Annotated in this window: 13 protein-coding genes; 11 read left to right on the forward strand and 2 right to left on the reverse strand. The window is 38.5% G+C overall.

Annotation, left to right across the window (positions count from 1 at the left end):
- Positions 1-207: 207 nt before the first annotated feature.
- The 7 genes from FLK20_RS15845 to FLK20_RS15875 all read left to right on the forward strand — a co-directional run bounded on the left by FLK20_RS15845 (position 208) and on the right by FLK20_RS15875 (position 8,123).
- The gene (locus tag FLK20_RS15845) at positions 208-1,257 is read left to right on the forward strand and encodes a M14 family zinc carboxypeptidase (RefSeq protein ID WP_152657570.1); all 1,050 of its coding nucleotides are present in this window, start codon (positions 208-210) and stop codon (positions 1,255-1,257) included.
- Between the two features lie 460 nt (positions 1,258-1,717).
- Positions 1,718-2,140 carry a PTS sugar transporter subunit IIA gene (locus FLK20_RS15850; protein ID WP_152657571.1) on the forward strand — a complete coding sequence of 141 codons (423 nt, stop codon included), beginning with the start codon at positions 1,718-1,720 and terminating at the stop codon, positions 2,138-2,140.
- Complete coding sequence (locus FLK20_RS15855) at positions 2,140-2,607, forward strand: PTS sugar transporter subunit IIB (protein WP_227995073.1); 468 nt, start codon at positions 2,140-2,142, stop codon at positions 2,605-2,607. Before FLK20_RS15850 ends, FLK20_RS15855 begins: the two co-directional genes overlap by 1 nt.
- 24 nt (positions 2,608-2,631) lie before the next feature.
- Positions 2,632-3,378 carry a PTS mannose/fructose/sorbose/N-acetylgalactosamine transporter subunit IIC gene (locus tag FLK20_RS15860; protein WP_152657573.1) on the forward strand — a complete coding sequence of 249 codons (747 nt, stop codon included), beginning with the start codon at positions 2,632-2,634 and terminating at the stop codon, positions 3,376-3,378.
- Positions 3,378-4,199, forward strand: a complete 822-nt coding sequence (locus FLK20_RS15865) for a PTS system mannose/fructose/sorbose family transporter subunit IID (protein ID WP_152657574.1) — start codon at positions 3,378-3,380, stop codon at positions 4,197-4,199. The genes FLK20_RS15860 and FLK20_RS15865 overlap by 1 nt, the downstream gene beginning before the upstream one ends.
- A 14-nt stretch (positions 4,200-4,213) precedes the next feature.
- Positions 4,214-5,287, forward strand: a complete 1,074-nt coding sequence (locus FLK20_RS15870) for an SIS domain-containing protein (RefSeq protein WP_152657575.1) — start codon at positions 4,214-4,216, stop codon at positions 5,285-5,287.
- 70 nt (positions 5,288-5,357) lie between these two features.
- Positions 5,358-8,123, forward strand: a complete 2,766-nt coding sequence (locus FLK20_RS15875; RefSeq protein ID WP_194165642.1) for a sigma 54-interacting transcriptional regulator — start codon at positions 5,358-5,360, stop codon at positions 8,121-8,123.
- Between the two features lie 197 nt (positions 8,124-8,320).
- Here the strand turns inward: FLK20_RS15875 and FLK20_RS15880 are convergent, their stop codons facing one another.
- Positions 8,321-9,103, reverse strand: a complete 783-nt coding sequence (locus FLK20_RS15880) for an excalibur calcium-binding domain-containing protein (RefSeq protein WP_227995085.1) — start codon at positions 9,101-9,103, stop codon at positions 8,321-8,323.
- Between the two features lie 428 nt (positions 9,104-9,531).
- Here FLK20_RS15880 and FLK20_RS15885 point away from each other — a divergent pair, with 428 nt between their 5' ends.
- From FLK20_RS15885 to FLK20_RS15895, 3 genes are all read left to right on the forward strand, one after another.
- Entirely contained in the window at positions 9,532-10,254 is a 723-nt protein-coding gene (locus FLK20_RS15885; protein WP_152657578.1) for a GntR family transcriptional regulator, read from the forward strand.
- A 132-nt stretch (positions 10,255-10,386) separates the two neighbouring features.
- Positions 10,387-11,793 (forward strand): sodium/glutamate symporter, encoded by a 1,407-nt coding sequence (locus FLK20_RS15890; protein WP_255473840.1) that lies wholly within the window; start codon positions 10,387-10,389, stop codon positions 11,791-11,793.
- A 20-nt stretch (positions 11,794-11,813) separates the two neighbouring features.
- A complete protein-coding gene (locus FLK20_RS15895) occupies positions 11,814-13,433 on the forward strand; it encodes an amidohydrolase (protein ID WP_152657579.1) in 1,620 nt (539 codons plus the stop codon).
- A gap of 198 nt (positions 13,434-13,631) precedes the next feature.
- Here FLK20_RS15895 and FLK20_RS15900 read toward each other — a convergent pair whose 3' ends face one another.
- On the reverse strand, positions 13,632-14,201 hold the full coding sequence (locus FLK20_RS15900) for an HAD family hydrolase (protein WP_152657580.1): 570 nt from the start codon (positions 14,199-14,201) through the stop codon (positions 13,632-13,634).
- Positions 14,202-14,498: 297 nt separating this feature from the next.
- On the opposite strand from FLK20_RS15900, the gene FLK20_RS15905 reads away from it, so the two are divergent.
- Positions 14,499-14,699, forward strand: a complete 201-nt coding sequence (locus tag FLK20_RS15905) for a hypothetical protein (protein WP_152657581.1) — start codon at positions 14,499-14,501, stop codon at positions 14,697-14,699.
- The last annotated feature ends 130 nt before the right edge of the window (positions 14,700-14,829 follow it).

Below are 14,829 nucleotides of genomic sequence, written 5' to 3' on the forward strand. Positions count from 1 at the left end.
CACAAACAGACGGGGTGTTTGCTGCTTATTATTTTTATTTTAATATAAACCCTTTTTCTATCATTCACACATCTTGTGACCATCTTCCCTATCAAAATACCTCCCACTTGTTCAATAATAGATAATATTCTCTATTTTCATGTTTTTTAGAGGGTTTGTACTTACTCCCAGCGAATTTGATAATATAACAAAATGGGAGGGATACCTATGAAAAAAATAAACAAAAAGCTCTTCATATTCAGTCTTACAGGGGCACTTATTGCGGGAGGATCAACCCTTACCTCACCGGCTGTCCATGCAGTAGGAAACGGGCCCAATTACAATGGCAATGAAACGATTAATACTTCTATTCTTACTACTTATGATGAAATGGTTGATTACCTTAAGAAACAGGACACAAAACAGAGTCAAATGGAATTGGAAGTGATTGGTCAATCTATGAAAGGTCGCGATCTGTATCTTGTTAAATACATCTCCAATCCCGAAAACCCAACTATTCTTTTCTTAACACAACAGCATGGTAATGAGCAGCTGACAACAGAAGGAACGCTTGAGTTCATTAAACACCTGGGAACTGGTAAAACAAAAGGTGTACTGGATAATGTGAATGTGTTAATCGTTCCGATGCTGAACCCTGATGGAGCAATGGGAGATGTAGATTTTGAATTAGATGATTATATTGCCAGCGGAGATCGTCATCTAACAAGATACAATGCAGCAGGCGAGGATTTAAATCGTGATCATGTGAATAAAGTTTTCCCGGAAACACAAGCCCTGCATAATAATGTATTACGTGCTTACGATATTGATTATATGATAGACCTTCATCATCAGGGAGCTAATAGTGAACGTGATGGAGAGTTAGTGTCTGGTTCCATCCTTTATCCGACTACGGAAAATGCAGATCCCGAAGTCGTTCATAAATCCAAACAATTAGGTGCTGTGGTGTTTGATAAAATTGAACCAACTGGTTGGGGCCATCTTGCTAAATATAATGGCGGTTCTGCCGAGACAATTTCCCGAAATGGGATTTCCGTTGAATATGGAATCTCTACCCTGTTATTTGAAATGCGTGGCATGTCGGATCATTTCAATGAGTCCGCCATTTTAGGGCAAAAAAGTAATGGCTATTTAATAAAACAAACAGTGAATACGTTGGATGCTACGGTTAGGGCCATTTCAGATGGATCGATTAATAATAAAGATGTTTCTTTTTGGGATACTCTACCGACACAAACTACTAGAACAACGGAATAAAGTAGCAAATTCCTCATAAATCATGATAACTCGTACAATACGTTGAACTTCTCTAGATAGCTGTAGAAAACAGAGCATTTAAGGGTTTCTAAGAAAGCGTTCATTGCTTTTTTAGAAACCCTTTACTTTGGTGTGAAGTCTTTAACTTTCCATTTTTAATTGGTACTCCCAAAATAAAGCCATGCTCCTGTCTTGGTATGTATATCCTTCTTGAGAATAAATACTATCAACTACATTCAGTATCGTACTGCTTTCCAAATATGACCCGCAAAACCTCTCCCCCTCCAGTGTTGCACAAAACCCATTTCACCTCCCCTTCTCCAATCATCAACAAAATAATTCTAATCTCCGCAAACATCGATTCTAAAGCACTTATCAATGAATATGACAAATGAAATCCTCCAAAGCACACTATCTTGGCATGATTTTTGCTGTATAGAAAGCAGAAGGAGGTGAACGAATGAGAAGTTTTATATTTGCAACACACGGCTATCTATCTGAAGCATTTGTATATTCCATAGAAATGATACTGGGAAAGCAAGAGAATATTTACTCGATTACAATGGACCCTGCTACAAGTACAGAATCCATTAGAAAACAATTACAGGAAATTTTTAACCAGCATGCTGAAAATACAGAATATGTGGTGCTCACAGATATTTTAGGCGGAAGCATTACTAATTTAATGGCCGAATGGATTACAAAAGAAAATATCCACGTTCTAACCGGAACCAATCTCCCGGTGGCTATTGAATTAATAAGTAACAACGAAGATATCCGTCTCGAACAGCTTATTCACCAAAGCATCCTTCAAGGAAAAGAAGGAATTGTTTATATCAATAAAGTTGTCGAGGAAGAGGAGCAGGAAAGGATGGAATTCTGATGATTAAACTGGTGAGGATTGACGATCGATTATTACATGGGCAGGTCGCTTTTGCCTGGTCAAAGCACTATGACATCAATATTATCCTGGTGGCGAACGATGATGCTGCGAAGGATAAAACCAAGCAAATGGCGCTGAAGATGGCTAAGCCTCCAAATGCCAAGCTTTATATTAAATCGGTTGAGGAAGCGATCAAGGATTTGCCTAAATTGGACAACCCCAAAATGAAAGCGCTAGTCATCATTGATTCTGCCAAAGATGCGAAAAGCCTTGTCGAGGCTGCCGATAACATCAAAAGCATTAACGTTGGCGGCATGCGTATGGCAGAAGGAAAAAAATTAATTTCCCGTGCCGTAGCGGTAGATGATGAAGATATTAAAAATTTAAAAGCAATTGAAGAAAAAATAGAAGTAGAGATTCGCCAGGTTCCTAATGATACAAAGAAATTATTTAAAAATCTTGTTTAAAAACGCTTTGGAAGGAGGAAGAAAATGCTGCTGGAAGCGATTTTGATAGGGCTTGTCGGAGCAGTTGGAATCCTGGATGGCCGAATTTTTGGACAAACCATGATTGAGCGGCCGTTAGTACTTGGTCCCGTGGTTGGGCTGATTCTGGGGGATCTGCAAACAGGGATTATCGTAGGTGCAACACTGGAATTGGTCTGGATGGGGATTGTCGGTATTGGTTCAGCCACTCCCCCGGATGTTACTACTGGTGGAGTGTTAGGGACAGCGTTTGCCATTATGACAGGCAGCGGTCCGGAAGTCGCCTTGGCATTAGCTGTACCTATTGCTATTTTGGCGCAATCTTTAGGGATTCTGGTTCGGACGATCAATACTTTTTTTATTCATCGGGCGGATCGTTATGCCAAGCAAGGAGATACAGGAAAGATAACCCTGATGCATTGGCTCGGTGTTTCACTATTCTTTTTAAATGGATTTGTACCGAATTTTTTAGGGATCATGCTGGGTTCAGAAACGGTAGAGGCATTTGTCAATAATATCCCTGCCTTTATAACGGATGGATTAGGAGTAGCAGCGTCGATGTTTCCAGCTCTGGGCTTTGCATTGCTGCTGCAAATGACCTTCAGTATGAAGCTGTCCCCTTATTTCTTTCTGGGGTTTGTCATAGCTATTTACTTTGGCGTGGATATCACCGGAGTCGCTATTATCGGTGCCATTATTGCAGTCATACTCTATCAGTTAGATAAGTCTGACGATGAGGAGGTTACATTGTAATGGAAGAACAAAAAAAGCCGGGTGAAATTACAAAAAAGGATTTAAGAAAAGTGTTCTGGCGCTCTTTTACACTCCAAGGTTCTTTTACTTATGAACGGATGCAGGCATTGGGTTACCTTTTTTCTTTAATTCCACTATTAAAGAAATTGTATCCCGACAGCAAAGATCGAGCAGAAGCATATCAGCGTCATTTGGCATTTTTTAATACGACTCCGGCAGTATCCAGCTTTATTATGGGTATCTCCGGTGCGATGGAGCAGAAAAACGCGAAAGACAAAGAGAATTTTGATATAAGCACGATCAATAATATTAAGGTGGCATTAATGGGACCGCTGGCCGGTATCGGTGATTCATTTTTCTGGGGTACATTCAGAGTAATCGCTGCCGGTATAGGAATCTCCCTGGCTACTGACGGAAATATTTTAGGTCCGATTTTATTTCTGGTGCTCTATAATGTCCCGCATTTTTTAGCCAGGTACTACGGGACTTTCATAGGCTTTAATAAAGGAACAGACTTATTGGACAAGGTTCAGGAAAAAGGGCAATTTGAAAAAGTATCTTTAAGTGCCTCGGTATTAGGCTTGATTGTGATTGGAGCAATGACAGGAACGCTGATCGATTTATCCACTCCCCTCTCTTTCAGTATGCAGGGCAGTGAAGTAAATCTGCAGGAGACGCTGGATGAGATTCTGCCAAAAGTGATACCGCTGGGCTTAACCTTATTTATACTCTATCTGCTAAAGAAAAACGTTAAAGTGAACTATATTATGTTAGGAATTATTGCAATAGGAATTGTGAGCTCAGTTTTAGGAATTTTCTAAAGGAGGAATTTAATATGACGGTTAATTTAATGCATCAATATATTTTGGAGGAAAAGGAAGTACTGTTGAATTTAATAGCGGACAGAGAAGATATCACAAGCGCTGTTATTCCATCTATCAGCAAGGAAGTAAAGAATGTCTATATTATCGGATCGGGAACATCTTATCATGCGGCCGTAGCTGCAAAGCCGTTGGTTGAAGAAGTAACCAATTGGGAGGTTCACCCTACGTACCCTACCCACTTTATGCAGGAAAATCTGACAGCGGATAAAAGCAGTCTTGTGTTAGGTATCTCTCAGGGCGGCAGCAGTTTATCTACTATAAATGGGATAAAACGCGCACAGGAAATGAAGATTCCAACAGTAGGTATGTCAGAATATAAAGATAGTCATCTGGCTGATACTTCTGATTACTTTTTACCTATTTGCGTAGGAGACCACGAAAAGGCTGGTGCAAAAACGAAAGGATATGTCGCATCGATCCTTACCTTAATGCTCTTCGCATTAGAATTCAGCAAGCATCATTATCTATTAAGCAGTGAAGAGTATAACAGCTATTTATCAAGAATGAAGAACACTTTCGAGAAGCTGGATGAAATCACAAAAGCCTCGGAGGAATGGGTTTACCGGATTAAAGATGAACTGACAAACGCCCGCGAAATCATGGTTATCGGATATGGAGCCAACTACGCTACGGCACTTGAAGGAGCATTAAAGCTTCTGGAAACGGTAAGAGTACCTGTTATCGGATACGAAATGGAAGAATATATGCATGGTGTTTATAATTGTGTCAGTGAAGATAGCAATTTTATTTTCCTGGCACCAAAGCATGAGAGTCAGGAAAGAATAGTGCTATTAAAAGAATTTCTAAATAAAATTACCAAGCATTGTTATTTGATTGGAAGCGAGGAATTCGATGCTTCGAAGCAACATTTAAACTTTGCTACGGATGAGGATCCGTTATTTAGCATCTTTGAATATATTATCCCGTTACAGCTGCTGTCTGCTGTACTTGCAAACGAAAAAGGAATTGACCCTGCTGTTTCTAAATTTCATAATTTCCATCAGCTGATGAGAAGCAAATCATAATAGGACATTGCAGCGTACCCCGCATCACAGGTACGCTGCAATGACTATTTATTTTAAAAGGATGAGATCTATGGAGAGAGATAAACTAATTCAATTTCTAAGCGAACAATCAATCAATAAGGATACACAGCAGCCAGGAAAAGGTGTTACTGCAACACGATTAAGCGATACGTTTCAAATGAATCGAAGTGTAGCAAGCCGTCTCCTGAATGACTTATTCCATCGGAAGGAAGTCATCAAGGTAAATTCGCGTCCCGTTTTATTCTTTGAGAGAAAAACATTAGAAAACTATTATGATAAAGTTATTGAAACATTCGTCTTCAAAAGTATAGATGCATTAAAAAGCTATTTTTCCATTACGGAAAACACCTTTGATCCTTTTGAAAGCTTTATTGGCGATTCCATGGATACTAAAAATATGATTGAGCAATGCAAAACAGCAATCAGTTACCCTCCCAGCGGACTGCCGATACTGCTCACCGGCGATTCAGGTGTCGGAAAAAGTTATCTGGCAAAATTAATCTATGATTATGCTGCAGCAAAAGCAATTATCCCGGAGGACGGTAAATTTATTACTTTTAACTGTGCAGAGTATGCAGATAACCCCGATTTAATTACTGCTAAACTATTTGGACATGTCAAAGGAGCATTTACCGGGGCGGACAGTAATAAAAATGGCGTAGTCGAAGCTGCCAATAATGGTGTACTATTTTTAGACGAAGCACATCGGTTATCTTTTGAAAGTCAGGAAAAATTATTTTTACTGATGGATAAAGGTGTCTATAACCCTTTAGGTAACAGTGATGTAGAAAGGAAAACAAATGTCAGGGTTATTCTTGCAACTACGGAAAACCCCAGCGAAGCTTTTTTACCTACTTTTACAAGAAGAATACCAGTAATAATTGACTTACCATCCCTTCATCAAATTTCTCTCAAAAATAAGCAAGCCTTAATCAAAAAATTTTACAGGGATGAGAGCAAACGGATCAACAAGACATTAGATATTTCTAAAGATGTGGTTTACACACTTTTTAAATATGATCCGCCCGGCAATATCGGCGGACTCAGAAATGTCATTATTTTTTCCTGTGCCAGCGCACTGCAGGAAAATTCTCAGGCTGATAACAATATTTCGATTAACATCAGACATTTTCCCGAGCATTTAATAAAGCTGTACGCAGATAATAAGTATTATTTACATTATCAATTCAAGCATATCCTTCTGGACAGCATGATTATTGATTACAGGGACAGCACTAAATTATCCGATAAGCATCTTTCAGAAACAGAAAATATCATCAATCATTTATTCACAGAGATTCAAACAAAAGTGAAGCAGCATCAGGACATCCCTTTTTCCGTGTTAGTAGAAGATGTAAACAAATATTTAGATACCCTGCAGTCATTTTCGATTCTTGAACGCTCTGAACAAAAGGTTAATACGATCGAAAAGCTGTTATTTAATGTTTTAAAGGTTTACGATTACATCTTCTATTCACAGCAGACCATTTTGAAAATAGCGAAGTACATCATTTACAGAAATGAATCATTTTCAACAGCAGCAGATGAAGAAGGGACGTTCAGAAAGCTCTTAGAAGGCTTAAAGCATGTTTATCCAAGAGAATTTAACCAGGCAAATCTGATAAAAGAAGAGTTGGAAAATGTATTGGGAATGCAAATTAATTTACTGGACTTAAATATTATTATCCTGTTTTTAAGAGGTTTTGAAAAGCTGACCGATAACAAGGGAATCAAATCGATTATTGTTTGCCACGGAGAAAATACCGCTTCCAGCATCGCCAATGTCGCTAATCGGCTATTGGGAAAATACCTTTTTCAAGGATTTGATATGCCGATAGAGGTGTCTGTCTCCGAGGTTATTGAAAAGATTACATTATTTCTCAAAACCATCGATAACAGCAGTGATATTATTATTTTTGTCGATATGGGATCACTTATACAGCTGTCCGATCGACTGGAAAACAGCTTTAAAGGAACAATCGGCTTAGTCAATAATGTGACAACCTCGATGGTGATAGAAGCAGGAGAAAAAATCCTGCAAAACAAACCAATCCATGACATATTAGCAAAAATGGAGGAACAGGTACCTCAATATCAAATTATTGAACCTCCTGTCACTAAAAAAGAAAATGTCATTATTACTACTTGTGATACTGGTATCGGAACGGCTATGAAATTTAAGGAATTACTGGACAGGATATTTAAGGATATTCAAAACATTGATGTGATAGCATACGACTACTCCAGCTTGAAGCATGCCGGAACAGAGGCCAACTATTTTAATGAATACAACATCCTGGGTATTGTCGGATCGCTGGACCCGGGAATAGAAGGAATCCCGTTTGTCGCAATTGAAGATATCATCAGCGGGAATAATCAGTTTAAATGGTATGAAATCCTTGAAGCCGTGTTAACAGAAAGTGAAATTTCCATACTTAACGATAAGCTGCTTAAACAATTTTCGACGCAAAGTGTGCTTGACCATATTACGATATTAAATCCGGAGAAAATAATCAATCATGTCGAAAAAACATTATCTTTATTACAGGAAATGTTTCAGGTTGAGTTATCTAATTCTTCAAAAATCAGTTTATATATTCATATCAGCTGCTTAATAGAAAGGCTTGTTAAACAACAGCCAATTGAGGTCTATACAGATTTGGAAAGCTTTAAGCAGAGCCACCACGAATTTATAAGAGGAATAAAAAAAGCGTTCATTCAATTGGAGAATGTTTATAACATTAGCCTGCCTATCAGTGAAATTGGCTATATTTTCGATATTATCAAGCATAATCATCCTGAATTTTCATATTAGAAATACAGCGTACGTATCCAATTTATAAGAATGGATCAACAGCTGTTTGTGGTTCAAGAAATTAAATAGCGAGTAATCCAAAAGCTATATATCCAAAATAGTCCACACCTACTTAACTAGGTATGGACTATCCTCCACTTTTTCAAGCAGCTAATATTTTTCTTTCCCAATCCAAGTTGGGCAATCGCAGGTTCGGATTACTCACATCCAACCCCGTCTCCATCACGATCTAAATGAGCTGCATATCCCGGATCACCTTGATATACAGGTGCTGCTCCTGCTGCTCTGGCTTCTGTACAGTTTTTATAATATACATCAGGGCTGGATGATGAACCGCTCGAATCTGTATCTGAGCTGGAATCAGATGCAGAACTTGATTCCGAACCTGAGCTGGATGCATTACTGCCGGCACTTGCAGCAGCTGCATTCGACTCTGCACTTGCAAGTCGTGACTCTAAATCACTTATTTCACTTTTCAGAGATTCATTCTCCTCAGACAGCTCTTCCAGTTCATTATTTAGAGATTCAATATCATCATTCAACGAACTGATTTGCTCATTTTCTTCTTCTAAGGTTGCGATTAACTCTTCATACTCTTCTATATCATTAGAGGATTTCTCTGCTTCTGCTTTTAATTCAGCTAATATCTCTTCATGTTGACCTTCTAAATCTGTCATTTCAGATTTATATTGCTCCTCTAATGCAGCAAGTTCTTGTTCATGATCAGAGTGTATGCTTTCTAATTCACTGTTCAACTCTTCGTTCTCTTCTGTCAGCTCTTTTACCTTCACGGAATTATTATCTGTATTTTCAAAACCAATACCAACAGCAAATAAAATTACACCACTGATTGCAGTAGTACAAAGTAGCCGTTTATTTAATACCTTTTCACGCTTAAAGATATTCTTCTGAACAAAATAGATAATAAAATAAATAAGTGAAAAAAATAAAGCTGATAAACCAATAAGTATTAATGCCATAGACAATACTATAACCCCCTTTTTTGTATGAAAGGCTACAATTCCAGCAAATTTCAACATAGCCCTTCCATTTTTCTGTATTTTGCATTTATTCCTACTAAAATAACCTCTTGTTTCATTATGTAAATAGAGATTTTAATGGTTAGTGTTTATTTCTGTATACCTATAAAACACAGGGGAATTTTTGATAGGATATAAATTAACAGAACTATATTCATAGTTAATTATACCTTAAAAACAAGTGAAAATTAAGTATTATTCGCAAATATTGATAAAAATTTAAGAATTCCTTTTATAAATTTTTCATTTTTTTATTTTTAATCTCTCCTCTATATAACGAGCTTCTCAATCCTTCCTCTTCCCAAAACATGCTAAAATAATAAATATCAATCACAAAATAAACTCAGCAACCATCGGAGGGAACACCAATGAGCTTAGACTATACAAATTCCATTCCTCTTCATGTGCAATTAAAACAAAAGATAGAACAAAAAATATATAACAGCCATTATGTAGATAAAATTCCCAGCGAGCGGGAACTAATGAATGAATACTATGTCAGCAGAAGTACCGTCAGGCAAAGTATAGAGCAGCTTGTCCGGGAAGGTATCCTGATGAGAAAGCCCGGAAAAGGAACCTTTATAGCAGTCAGGACAATCAATGACTGGCTCGGCAGTCTCAGCAGCACCTCAGAGAATATTAAAAAAATGGGAATGTCACCGGGAGCGAAATTAATTACATCAAAAGAAATTGAACTATTTGGAAGATTAAAGGATATCACTGGATTAGATAAAGCCCATCACTTTAAAAGAGTACGATATGCAAATGATATTCCAATGGGGGTTGAAAGACATTATTATCCTGTTGCGTTAGGTAAGAAGCTGTCTCAATTTAATTTAGATCAGGAGGCATTTTATGAATTACTCGAACGGGAACTTAAAGTAAAAACCTTTCAGGCAGAGCAGGAAATCAGAGCCAGTACCGCAACAGGGAATGATTCACAGCTATTAAATATTTCAGAAGGCTCGAGTATTATTATTGCGGAAAGAAAAATTACAGATATGAATGGGGATTTTGTCGAATTTGAAAGAGCTCATTATCGGGCGGACATGTACGCATTTAAGATAACCTTGTCGAGAAACAGCAGATAGATGTAGAATAATCTATTATTTCTTAACTGGTACGAACATTCTTACCTCCTTGAGAATACTTTTACTTTTAGCATAAAATGAAGAATACTAATTCTATGCACAGATATAGACAGTCTCAAGGAGGTCATAAAAATGAGTTTTATGATTGCTTTCGGCATCGCGAGCATCCTGCTTTGTGTTGGGATGATTATCAGATCAAAAATATCTTTTATTAGAAATATGCTGGTACCTGCCAGTGTCATAGCCGGTATTCTAGGCTTAGTTTTAATGAATACAAACCTTATTCAGGCAACCAATGCAGAAATGTTCATGATCATTGTCACACAGTTATTTACGATTACATTCATTTCCATTGGTTTAACAAGCAATAACAAAAATAATAAAGAAGATGCGGTTGGTAAACAAATTGTCAAGGGAGCTGTCGGTCTTGGTATGCTTTGGAATCTATTATATGCACTGACACCTGTTGCCGGTATTGTTGTCGCTCTCTTAATCGGCAGTTATTTCGGGATGGACGCACTATATGGATTGCTTATCCCATTTGCATTTGCTCAAGGTCCCGGGCAGGCAGCTACATTCGGCGCTATTTTCGAACAGCAGTATGGCATAGAAAATGCGGCTATGGTCGGCCTAACCTTTGCAGCAATCGGTTTTATTGCCTGCTTCTTAGTTGGCGTACCGATTGCGAAATATGGCTTAAAACGCGGATTAGCCAAGAAATATGGAGAATCAGAGATTAAAAATTATATAAAACGCGGCTATTATACAAAGGATGACAAAAGAGAGTCTATCGGACAGGAAACAGTCTTCAGCGGTAATATGGATACGATGACCTTTCACTTTACAATGATTGGAATCTGTTATGTGCTGGCTTTAGGAATGGCGTATCTCGTTTCACTGATCCCGGGTGCAGGTCCAACCCTCGGCGGAATGCTGTTTATTTATGGAATGCTGGCCGGTTATCTGGTAAAAATGATATTGAAAAAGCTCCGGCTCGACCATTTACTGGATAATACCTTTCAAACAAAAATTACCGGCTGGTCCACAGATTATCTGGTGGTATGCTCCTTTATGGCTGTTCAATTCAGTATCATCGGCCAGTGGATTGTCCCGATTATTATCGAATCCATTGTTATAACGATCTTAACAGTCGCCGTAGTCTTATATTTTGGAAAACGGCTGGGCGGTGATAATGACTTTTCCCGGACACTTGGCTTACTGGGAACTTCGCTGGGAACTGTGCCGAGCGGGATTGCGCTGGTAAGGATTATTGAGCCTTCCCTGCGCTCCACCACCGCCATTGAATTAGGCATGATGAATATCCCGATGATGTTCTCTTATGTGACAGTTACAACCATTATGATGATTATGGCAGGAACGTTATCTGTCACAGCAGGAATTCTATGGTTACTAGCACCCATTCCCCTCTATTTAATTTTATTAAAAGTATTCAAAGTATGGGGCAGAAAAACATATGACTTTAAGGAAAATATTGAAACAAGTGAAAGGAAAGAGAAATCCTATGCAAAAGTGTTATGAAAAATAAGGAGTGAAATGTAATGCAAAAACTATATTATGGCGGCGATATCCTTACAATGACAGGAGAGGATGACTACGCCGAGGCTGTTTTAACAGAGGATGGTCTTATTAAGAAGCAAGGAAGTCTGGAAGAAGTGAAACAGGCAGCTGATCATCATGCAGAAAAAATTGATCTCCAGGGTAAAACTTTGGTGCCAGCTTTTATTGACCCGCATGGACATATTTCAATGGTCGGTCAATTTTCATTGATGGCCGATTTAAGTGAATGCAGCAATTTTAGCGATATTATCCAGACATTGAAAGATTATATTCAGGAAAAACGGTTGAATAAAGGTGATATTGTAGTCGGGTTCGGGTACGATAATAATTTTCTTGAGGAAAACAGTCATCCAGCCAAAGATATTCTGAATCAAGTCTCCACGGAGCATCCAATCTTCATTTTACATGCGTCCGGCCACTTGGGCTGCACGAATGATTTGGGATTGCAGGCAGCGGGTATAGACAAGCATACACCAGATCCGGAAGGCGGAACAATCGGTCGGATGGAAGGAAGCAGAGAGCCAAATGGCTATTTAGAAGAAAACGCCATGATGGGGCTGCAAAAAACGCTTTTCAAAGGTGTGAAGCGGGATGATGTCAAGCTGGCTGAGTTTGCTCAGGATATTTATATCAAAAATGGCATTACAACTGTCCAGGACGGCGCATCATCCAAAGAAATTATTGACTTATTCAAAGCCTTGGCACAGCAGCAAAAGCTGAAAATAGATGTGGTCGCCTACCCTGTTTTTGATGCGGAACCAAAAAAGCTGATGGAAGAAAATCAGTCATATGCAAAAAAATATGCTGACCATTTTAAAATCGGCGGCTATAAAATGTTTCTAGACGGGTCTCCTCAAGGAAAAACCGCCTGGCTGACAGAACCATATGAAGGAGAAGAAAGCTATCGGGGATATCCATGGTATCAGGATGAGCAGGTGAAGCAATTTACAGATGCCGCAATTAATGACAATGTGCAGCTGCTGACACATTGTAACGGTGATGCTGCCTCCGATCAGCTTTTGCGTAACTATCAGGCTTCTTTAGAAGAATCAAAGAATCCAAATAAACATCATTTAAGACCTGTTATGATTCACTGCCAGACTGTACGAAATGACCAGCTCGATAAAATGGCTGAATTATCTATGATTCCTTCTATCTTTATAGCGCATACATATTACTGGGGCGATGTGCATCTAAAAAATCTCGGTGAAGAACGGGGCCGGCGTATCAGCCCGGCCAGATCAGCATATGACCGCGGACTATGTGTGAACTTCCACCAGGACCCGCCAATCGTGAAACCGGATATGCTGCATACAATCTGGTGTGCAGCGAATAGACAAACGAGAAATGGCATCCGTATTGGGCCGGAAGAATGTGTCAGTGTTTATGAAGCGTTGAAAGCTGTAACTATCAATGCTGCATATCAATACTTTGAAGAGGATCATAAAGGGAGTCTGGAGGAAGGCAAAGCAGCTGATTTAGTAATATTAGATAGGAATCCGTTGAAAGTGGATAAGATGGATATTCGAGATATACAGGTTTTGGAGACGATTAAGGATGGGGAAACCATTTACCATGTAGAACCAAGTGCAATCCAATAACCAAAGAAGCTTAACTTATGTGAAAAAAGAGAGGTACTTACAAATACACTGAAGCCACTTTCTTATCGCCCTATTTCTTTTTCAAGACAAATAAAGTGCCCGTTCAAGCATGAAAGCCAGCTACTTTAAAATAGCTGGCTTTCATGTTATATATACTTTTAAATGTGTTTTAATTTGATTCATAAAAATCATTAAAGCTTACTGCTTATCCTTATTTGAGCTTAACTCTACTCCTGCAATCAGTTCAATCGCTTTCGGCACCGCCGCTATATCCCATACCGGTAACATCCATGGAGGAGTTATAACCTTTTCATCAAAATCCTTTCTAACAGATACTTCCGGGTTTTGAAGCCAAATCGCATGCATTCCAACTCTATTTGCTCCAATAATATCCGTATCCCAGGTATTACCTATCATAACAGCTTCTTCGGCTTTAATATCTAATTTATCGAGTACATACTGATATACGATACTATCCGGTTTTTCTGGAATAGACGGGTCCAGCTCTGACTTCGTGGCATAAACATATTCAAATTTGTCCAGAACCCCTAACCTTTTTAACAGCTCCCGGACGACATCGGTGTCACTTGTCGCTGTATTGCTGAGGATCGCATGCTTTAAACCCATGTTATTTATTGTTTCCAGTACTTCCAATACATGCTCTCTCAGCTCTATTTCCGGATATTCTGTAAGGGGCTTTGCGTCTACCCTTCCATTGGGCGGGGTTGTTAAGGTTTCTCCTAAATCCCATATGACGTGAGATATCATGATTTTCGTTCTCCTTTCATGTTATATGTTACATCCTGAAGCTTCTGTGGATTGAATCCTCCACGTTTTCTGATGCTGGCAATGAACGATTCCAAAACAAATTTCTAAGTTTCTTAAATACTATCAGAATAAACTTAAATTTTTAAGACTTCCAGTCACTTCCTGCTATCAATCAGATCACACATATCTAATATAACTAAATCACAGTATAGATACTCCCAGATAAATCTGATAATATATTTCTATAATATACATCTTCTCCATCAAAACCAAATAAAAACAAAGGAGAAAACCGCCATGACCAACATGATCGCTTACCTCTTCGGCAGATTGCTTGGAGCATTTTTACTTTCTTTAATACTCACAGGAATTTGGAGCCTTATCTACCGCGCCATAAAAAAGAAACCCATATCCAAATTTTGGTTAAAGGTCTTTATCATTGCTGTCATTTTTACTATTATTTCGATGGTAGGGGCAATGAATCAACAGAACATGTAAGAAAATATCGGCACGCTGATTTTTCTTTTATTTGTGTATAGGCTTGTGACAAAAAATATAAACTGGACCCTATAAAACAGATAAAAACATGCTTATCTGTTTTATAGGGTACGTCCACTTTAAAAGCTCA

The organism is Oceanobacillus sp. CFH 90083, from assembly GCF_009389585.1.
Lineage (GTDB): Bacteria > Bacillota > Bacilli > Bacillales > Amphibacillaceae > Oceanobacillus.